Genomic DNA, 7,995 nt, shown 5'->3' on the forward strand with positions numbered 1-7,995 from the left:
CTTTATCATAGGAAATGGCAAGCTCTTTTGGAAGCTTGCCTTTATTATCAAATATCAGCTTCCCTTGTAATTGGACATTTCCATTTGGGGTGATCGTTGTCTTCTCAGAGTGGAAAACCTTATTTATTCGTTCCCCAGTTTCATCCTTGATTTTCCATCCACTCACGTTTATGAAATCTTTTGGGAAAACCGCTTCAAAATCAATACTACTTCCCCCCTTCACTGCTTTTTCGTCTTGATTATACTTTGTAAAACGGAAGAGATTCCCTTGCCCCTCAACTTTTATAGGTTCTTTTTGTAGCTTCTCTATGTTCAATTTCGCCTGAAAATTGGCTGTCTCACGTAGAAAGAGTGAGGTAAGCCTAAAGGACATTTTCTTTGAAGTAGGGGTAAACGTATGGAACCATCTATCTGATCCTTCTGCTAATCTAATACGCTCTGTGAGAGAATCTAATACATTTTTATTACTGCTTCCATTCTTTTCAGAAAGAGGCTCATCAACAGGAGGCGTTCCTCTTAAGTAAGGACTTTCCCATGCAGCCATATTCTTTCCTTGTTCATCAACAAGCTCATAGGTAAACTCTTTATCTGCCCCCTTAGCTGTTGTCTCTATAATAAGCTGAGTGCCACTTGGAGCAAAAACGACCTCTTTCAAACTAATCTTTAATCCCTGAGGACTGGTATATTCCTGGTTAATCTTTTTCATTTTTGTTGCCTCTTTGGCCTTTTCCATCTCAATCGGAACCTGTATTTTCCAATTCCCATTCGTTTCACCTAATTTTTTCACAGTAAGTTCAACGTTCATTTCATCTGGCAAAGCATTTTCTTTCCCATAAAAATCGAATAGTGTCCGCTCTAGCACGATATAATCACCATGTATATCATGAGCCCAAAAATCTGATTCCTGCTTATAAAGAGGATCATTAGCAAGCTCCTGATTCGGCTTCAATACATTGCCCTTTTGATCCTTCAAGCTAATTTCCTCTTCATCATACAACTCGCTTGCATCTAAACGATTTCCCTTGCTATCCTTCACACCAATAATCATGGCAATTCGCAAGGGATCGGCTAGAACCTCTTTTACTTCAAAAGTAAGCCCTTGATCTGTAGCAGACAAATCAAGAGGTTTTGAATATCCTTTTTGTATAGCATGTATAAGACCTTTATCAGCTTTCTTGTAGTCAGAAAATAAGCTGTTTTTCGTTGAGATAACATGTATACCAGCATCTGTTTGACCGGTATATAATCCGCTTACATAGGTAGCAAAAGTAGGAGAAACAAGCGTTCCTAAAGATACAACCAATGCCAACCCAGCTACCGTAATCGTCATTTTTTTCATTATGTCTATACTCCTTTTTTTCCAATTCATTTTTGGGGGCATCTTACATGCGACTGATTGCTTTAACACACTTACCGGATAAGGGTGGATTTTATTTATGATGTCTTGTTCAAACGTTTCTGAAAACGAATCGACTATCCATCCGTCATCACCAAAGCTATCCAATTCATCAACAATTTGCTCTAGCTGTTTTTGACAATCGCTACAATAATCCAGATGTTTTTCTAGTTGCTCTCTCTTCGTTGCAGGAAGCTTATCGTGCATGTATGCTATCAGATGCTCTTGGCTCAGGCACTTCATAAATAAACTCCCCCCTTTTGTTCATCCGAATAAATTCATCCTTTACCTTTTTTCTAGCATAAGAAAGCCGCATTCTTACCGTACTCATCGATACACATAATTTTTCACTTATTTCTTTGTAGCTTAAATCTTGAATATAGTGCATCTCAATAATGTTTCGATACTCGTCGTCAACACGTAATAAAAGATGCTGCAAAAACTCTTTCTGCTCCTTGTCCAGATAGGCTTTTTCGGGTGTATAGCTATCCATTATTTCAAAGGTTAAGTCACTAACTAACGGTGTTCTTTTTCGCTTGCGTACCTCGTCTAGTCCACGATTAATGGAGATACGATATAGCCATGCCGAAAATTTTTGTTGTGATTGATATTCTGGCAAATGGTAATATGCTTTAATAAAAATCTCTTGAACAATGTCTTGTATATTTGATGGATGACCTAACATTTTCGTAAGGATAGAAGCCACCTTACCCTTATATTTGTGAATAATTTGAGCATAGATTTCTTTGTTGCCCTGTAAGATTTGCTCAATAATCTCCTCATCTTCCTCCATTTACTATCCTCCCATTCCAAAAAGGGGCTGCGCAGCTCTTACCTTTTTGTCTGTTCATTTATATATAACGAAAAATGAGGGAGACCCCTCTTAAACTTTTTGAAAAAATTTTTTCAAAACATATAATTCGAACTATTTTCGTGAAAGATGTTCTGTTGCGACAAAAAAGCTGAACATTAATGGATAACCCTTGTTTAACCCCCATCTTACATAATAAAAGGAGTGAGGCTGGTATTCCTCACTCCTTTGCTTTATCTTTATAGCAATAAGCTCCCTTTTAAAGGCTTTAGGGAAAGAGCTTACGTGCCGTTTGGATAAACGTTTGAACGGCATTGGAAGATTCCTTCAATGAAGGAACTGCCAAACGAATATCTCTAAATGCTTCTGGCTCCAGTTCTTTTTTGAGCACATTAGGCGGAAGCACCCAAAGCGATAATTCTGACAGCACCGCAATTCCAAGTCCTTCTTGTACCATACTTAGCGCTGAATTTACGTTTCTGACGACAAATCGAATCCTCAGGTCTACTCGTGCTCGATTAAACAAATCAACAATAGGCGGCTCGTAACCTGATTTACAGCTAATCAACGGCTCGTTGCTCAAATCTTTGACAGAGATAATCGAGCGATTTTGCAAGGGATGGTCGTCTCTTATCACGGCATACATTCTCTCTCGAAATAAAGAAATCGTTTCGAATTCATCGTCTGGCGGGATAATTAAACCAACATCAATGACCCGGGTTTCTAGCCACTCTTTAATTTCATCGATGGTTCCTTCATAAATCACAAACTCCAACTGGGGATATTGTTCAGCCATGACCTTAATGATTTTGGGTAAAAAGTGAGCAGACGCCACTGGGAATGCGCCAACGCGTATCGTGCCGATTTCAAGACCTTTTTCACTAGCAATTTCTTGGTGGACTTTTTCAAAGGACTGTAAAATATCCCGAAATAAAACTAAAATTCGTTTTCCCACATCGGTAAGCATAATACCGTTTTTCCGGTCCCGAATCAGAAGAGTTACATCCAACTCCGCTTCAAGTGTGGAGATAGCACGACTGACGGCAGGCTGCGTCATATTTAACTCTAGACCTGCTTTGGTGAAGCTCCCAGTATCAGCAATTTTGACGAATAACTCTATTTGTGCATGTGTCATAACAAAAATGATATGCCCCCCATAAAAAACATTCATTTTATTTATATGAGAAATCATTTTATCATGTACAATGACACCAAGACAAGGAGTGACATATACATGCTTCAACAATCTCGTATAAAGCCGGCTCTATATCTCGCATTTTTGGTTCTTATGTGGGGCGTTAATTGGCCGCTTTCCAAATACGCATTAACCTATACCCCGCCACTGCTGTTCGCTGGCTTGAGGACATTTATCGGCGGCCTTCTCTTAATTTCCTTTGCTGTATGGAAACGAAAACAGCTTCATCTAAAAGGAACGTGGCATATCTATCTCATTTCCTCAGCTTTGAACATTATTCTCTACTATGGCTTTCAAACCATTGGCTTACAATACATGCCTGCTGGCTTGTTCTCGGCAATCGTATTCCTTCAGCCTGTGCTGCTCGGGATTTTTTCCTGGATTTGGCTTGGAGAATCAATGTACGGCTTAAAAATCCTCGGTCTCTTGCTCGGATTTTTCGGCGTTGCCTCGTTAACCATCGACGGGTTTACTGGCAACATGTCAGCATGGGGGATTATATTCGCTATCGCCTCTGCCATTAGCTGGGCCTGTGGGACGGTTTATACGAAAAAAACAGCAGCTCAGGTCGACTCTGTTTGGATGACGGCACTACAAATTACAATTGGCGGCATCGTCATGCTGGGTTCAGGTTCAGCCATGGAGAGCTGGTCTGATATTGCTTGGAATACCTCGTTTATCATTGTTACTCTTTTTATCTCGATTTTCGTCATTGCATTGGGCTGGCTTGTTTATTTTCAACTGCTCGCAACAATCGAAGCCAGTAAGGTGGGAGCTTTTACCTTTCTCATTCCACTCATCTCCGTCATGTTCAGCGTGCTTTTCTTACATGAACAGGTGACATATAAGCTGATTGTTGGACTTTTATTGATTACTGGAAGCATCGTTTTGGTTAATTTCAAGCCGAAACGTATTGGCAAAACGTCAAAATTTGCGATACATCGATAAGCTAGCTTACTCTTTCTGTTATACAGTTTCACTAAACATTAAAAAAAATATATTGTATATCCGCGAGAAAAAATCATTATTCTACAAAAAAGAGAAGCAGAAATGAAAACCTATCGAAATCCACTTTTCTTTATGACCCTGCTCGCTACTTTTTCACAGCGTCAAGTGTAGTGCCTACTGAAGGAAGCTAGTCCTATAAAAGCTAGTAAGAATGGTTATGCTGGATTACTCTATTCTTATAAAAAGGTTACTCATGGAACTTACAAAAAAGTGGCCGGCATATACAGGAGAGGTATGTAAGTAAGCTCTATGTTACCCCTGGCTTATAAAGCATGTATCTATCCTAAATTTACAGAATGCTCGTCATACCGATATGATTACAACGCCCAACGCCATCAGGAACGAACTATGACACCATCAGTATTACTTCAAAGCAGTAGCATTCGTTCTGTAATGTTTAGGATAGATCGTGCTTTACCACGTGTTAGTACCATTTCATAAATTTTTCTTCGGGTTAAAAATTTTACTTTTAGCGTCTAAGCAATATACGCCCTAAAATATAGAAGGCGAACACCCACCTGTCCGCCATCACGATAACTCTATCTTCTGTCTTTAGACTTGTCATATTAGTAGTGGATGCTATCAGGATTTCTCCTGAAAGGGATCGCTCCTCCTTTCGGGATAGCAAAAAACGTCCATCCTCAACTCTACCTGCCCCACCTGCAAAGTCCTTACGTGTGTTGGAAGCTGATGATGCCGAGGCAGCAGCACCTCATCCATCTGAAAATCTTCGTTTACTGCTGCCTAATTGTAAAAGTCGGTCAGTATCACCTATCCGATTCATCCCCACTTAATATAAATGCTGCTTGTACTCTTGGCTGACCATGTCATCAAAGGCCTTGGCACTCATTCCCTTTGTTAATTTTGAATGGGCTAGTTGTTTCATCACTATCTCTCCCATCGTTGGGAACGTCTTTCGATCTATTTGATTTGCCGGATTCCATAATCCCGCATCCACCATTGCTTGCGAGTAAGCTAAGGTCACTTGTTGAAGTTCTATCCATATTCCTAGCGCCGGGCGTTTTCCTGCTATTGAGAGAGGTTCTAATATTTTGGCTTCTTTTACAATAGAGGCTTTGCCTTGAACATGGAGGATATGATCTACACCTGGGATAAAAAAGAGAACACATATATATGGATTCACAAGTATATTCTCAAAATTATCGCAAATTTTGTTACCAGGACGATCGGGAATCAAAATGGTATGTTCATCTAGTATTTGTACAAAGCCCGCCGGATCACCCTTGGGCGATATATCAGCTCCTCCTTCCATTTGACTGGAGCCGACACAAATGAAAGGAGCGTGTGTAATAAAGGATTGCATCTGTTCGCTTAGAATAGTGTGCTGGCAGAAGAGGTCACTTGTTGAAGACATCTCTGTATGATAGCTAGCTAGATAGGTTGTAGAATCCCACAGCTTGGAGCGAATGAAGGCTTTGGCACAATGTAAAAAGCATTCCTCGACATCTACCCGGATCGCTGCTACGAGCTGTTGATCTGCTGGAAAATGGGCGGTTAGAAGTGCTTTCTCTTTAACAATGCTGGCCCTGCCATTAACTCGTAGGGTTTCGCTTACTCCTTGGATAAAAAATAACAGCCCGATGAATGGATTCGCATGGATATTTTCAATCATGCGCATGTAGTCTCCAGCTTCTTTTATGGGGATAAGAAAACTATTCTCAGCAATAAAACGGACAAAGCCCTTTTCCCCGCCAAACATAGACCCATGCAAGAAATTATTCCTTTGCTTAGTTGTGGCGCATACAATGGACGAATGCTGAATAAAGTAGCGGCTTTGTTCCTCTAAGCTAGGTAATATTTTTTCTAGTAAAGCCTCAGACGGTGAGCCGACTACTTCTCGCAACTGCGCTTTTGTTTGTACCGTGAAATCTAAAGGCAGCTTCATCTTTATTCCCTCCTTTTACAGCATACATTGAAAGGATTCAACTAAGATAATTATACCTTAAATGATAATTATTACCAATTAAAAATATAAATGTAATTCAATCAGTGCTTCTTTCAAATGAAATAACCCTTGCTGCACTATTATTTATGCTACAAGGGTTTAACTAATTCTTATTCTTATCAAACATTTACGTTACAGCAAACGCGTTCTTTTTACCTCATAGACACACAGATCCTGAGCGATCTGGGTGTTCGGAAAAACTTCCTGCGCTTCCTGTAGCATATCATCAAGAGTAATCGGTCCGTCTTCAATATCATAACGTGGGCTCAAATGCGTAAGCAATAAGCCTTTAACTTCTGCTGCAACAGCGATTTCTGCCGCTTGTTTTGCTGTGGAATGCCCACTTCGTTCAGCTAATTCTAGGTGCTGATGAACATAGGTAGATTCGTGCACGAGCATATCTGCTCCTTGGGCTAAACGAACCATATTCTGACAAGGTATTGTATCTCCACTAAATGCAACCTTAAGGCCTGGCTGAGGTGGGTGAACAAAGTCTTTGCCGTGAAAAACCCTGCCATCCTCTAATTGAACAGTCCCTCCCGCTTTAAGCTGAGCATACATGGGCCCTTTGGGAATACCTACCTCTTTTGCTAACTCAATCTTAAACGCACCAGGACGTGGCTTCTCCGTCATCGAATAGGCAAAGGCTGGAACGCGATGCTTCACCTTAGCCGCTTCCACGACAATGGTATCATCCTCGTAAATAATTCCTTCCTCCACCACTTTAATGATTAGGGGATACTGTAAATGAACGGGGCTAATACGCATGATGGCTTGTACATACTCATCAATGCCTTTTGGACCGTATAGCGTAATTCCGCCTGTTTCAGCCCCACGTAGAGAACGACTGGCAAGCATACCAATTAATCCGTATAAATGATCGCCATGCAAATGCGTAATAAATATCTTTTCCAACTGCGAAATATTAAGCACAGAACGCATGATTTGGTGTTGCGTACCTTCCCCACAGTCAATCAGCCACCACGCGCCTCGATCCATGAGACGAAGTCCGATACCCGATACATTCCGCTTAGTGGTAGGGGCGCCTGAGCTAGTTCCAAGAAAAACAATCTGCATGCCCTATCCACCTCCATCCTTTATGTAAAATCCACGTGCATATTTTACCAATCTTATCATATTTGGAGCAAAAATTCATCTTAACCTTCTACCATTACAATTCCGAGAGGCATCGTGACACATACCTCTTACTATTTTTTACTCTTTCACCATTCACCGCAATCTGGCATAGGTTAGAGTAAAACGAAACGCCTAGGAGGTTTTTTGATGAAGCAATTCCTTATCCTAGGCATTATTCTTTGCCTAGGGCTTTTCAGCTTTTTGACCGGCTGCTCCAGTAGCGATACCAATAAGCTCCGAGTAGGAGAGGTTACACGCTCTCTTTTCTACGCTCCACAATACGTTGCTTTAGAAAAGGGATTTTTCAAAGAAGAAGGTTTGGAGGTCGAAGTAATAACTACTTGGGGTGGCGACAAAACAATGACCTCCCTGCTATCTAATGGCATTGATGTCGCATTGGTGGGCTCCGAGACCAGCATTTATGTAGATCAACAGGGTGGGCAGGATCCGATCATTAATTTTGCCCATCTGAAGTTAACTTT

7 protein-coding genes are annotated in these 7,995 nt (G+C 40.8%); 2 read left to right on the plus strand and 5 right to left on the minus strand.

Going from position 1 to position 7,995, the window contains the following annotated elements:
- From AYJ08_RS12745 to AYJ08_RS12755, 3 genes are all read right to left on the minus strand, one after another.
- Window positions 1-1,639: DUF4179 domain-containing protein (locus AYJ08_RS12745; RefSeq protein WP_064018041.1), on the minus strand; the 1,639-nt coding region annotated here is incomplete at its 3' end.
- On the minus strand, window positions 1,593-2,189 hold the full coding sequence (locus AYJ08_RS12750; RefSeq protein WP_064018042.1) for an RNA polymerase sigma factor: 597 nt from the start codon (window positions 2,187-2,189) through the stop codon (window positions 1,593-1,595). The genes AYJ08_RS12745 and AYJ08_RS12750, both read right to left, overlap by 47 nt.
- A gap of 286 nt (window positions 2,190-2,475) precedes the next feature.
- Complete coding sequence (locus AYJ08_RS12755; RefSeq protein ID WP_157452862.1) at window positions 2,476-3,342, minus strand: LysR family transcriptional regulator; 867 nt, start codon at window positions 3,340-3,342, stop codon at window positions 2,476-2,478.
- 99 nt (window positions 3,343-3,441) lie between these two features.
- Between AYJ08_RS12755 and AYJ08_RS12760 the strand changes: the two genes are divergently transcribed.
- Window positions 3,442-4,350, plus strand: coding sequence for a DMT family transporter (locus tag AYJ08_RS12760; protein WP_064018043.1), 909 nt, complete (start codon window positions 3,442-3,444; stop codon window positions 4,348-4,350).
- A gap of 850 nt (window positions 4,351-5,200) precedes the next feature.
- Here AYJ08_RS12760 and AYJ08_RS12765 read toward each other — a convergent pair.
- Both AYJ08_RS12765 and rnz read right to left on the minus strand, forming a co-directional pair.
- Window positions 5,201-6,316: an MSMEG_1061 family FMN-dependent PPOX-type flavoprotein gene (locus AYJ08_RS12765; RefSeq protein WP_064018044.1), complete on the minus strand. Its 1,116-nt coding sequence runs from the start codon at window positions 6,314-6,316 to the stop codon at window positions 5,201-5,203.
- A gap of 192 nt (window positions 6,317-6,508) precedes the next feature.
- On the minus strand, window positions 6,509-7,453 hold the full coding sequence (gene rnz / locus AYJ08_RS12770; RefSeq protein WP_064018045.1) for a ribonuclease Z: 945 nt from the start codon (window positions 7,451-7,453) through the stop codon (window positions 6,509-6,511).
- Window positions 7,454-7,660: 207 nt separating this feature from the next.
- Between rnz and AYJ08_RS12775 the strand changes: the two genes are divergently transcribed.
- Window positions 7,661-7,995 (plus strand): ABC transporter substrate-binding protein (locus AYJ08_RS12775; protein WP_082890943.1); only part of this gene is annotated, 335 nt, incomplete at its 3' end.

This window comes from Brevibacillus sp. SKDU10 (assembly GCF_001645205.1).
Classification (GTDB): domain Bacteria; phylum Bacillota; class Bacilli; order Brevibacillales; family Brevibacillaceae; genus Brevibacillus_B; species Brevibacillus_B halotolerans.

Coding starts and splice junctions, on each gene's coding strand:
- rnz (WP_064018045.1), bottom strand. CDS start 7,453: ATGCAGATTGTTTTTCTTGGAACTAGCTCAGGCGCCCCTACCACTAAG.
- AYJ08_RS12755 (WP_157452862.1), bottom strand. CDS start 3,342: ATGACACATGCACAAATAGAGTTATTCGTCAAAATTGCTGATACTGGG.
- AYJ08_RS12765 (WP_064018044.1), bottom strand. CDS start 6,316: ATGAAGCTGCCTTTAGATTTCACGGTACAAACAAAAGCGCAGTTGCGA.
- AYJ08_RS12760 (WP_064018043.1), top strand. CDS start 3,442: ATGCTTCAACAATCTCGTATAAAGCCGGCTCTATATCTCGCATTTTTG.
- AYJ08_RS12750 (WP_064018042.1), bottom strand. CDS start 2,189: ATGGAGGAAGATGAGGAGATTATTGAGCAAATCTTACAGGGCAACAAA.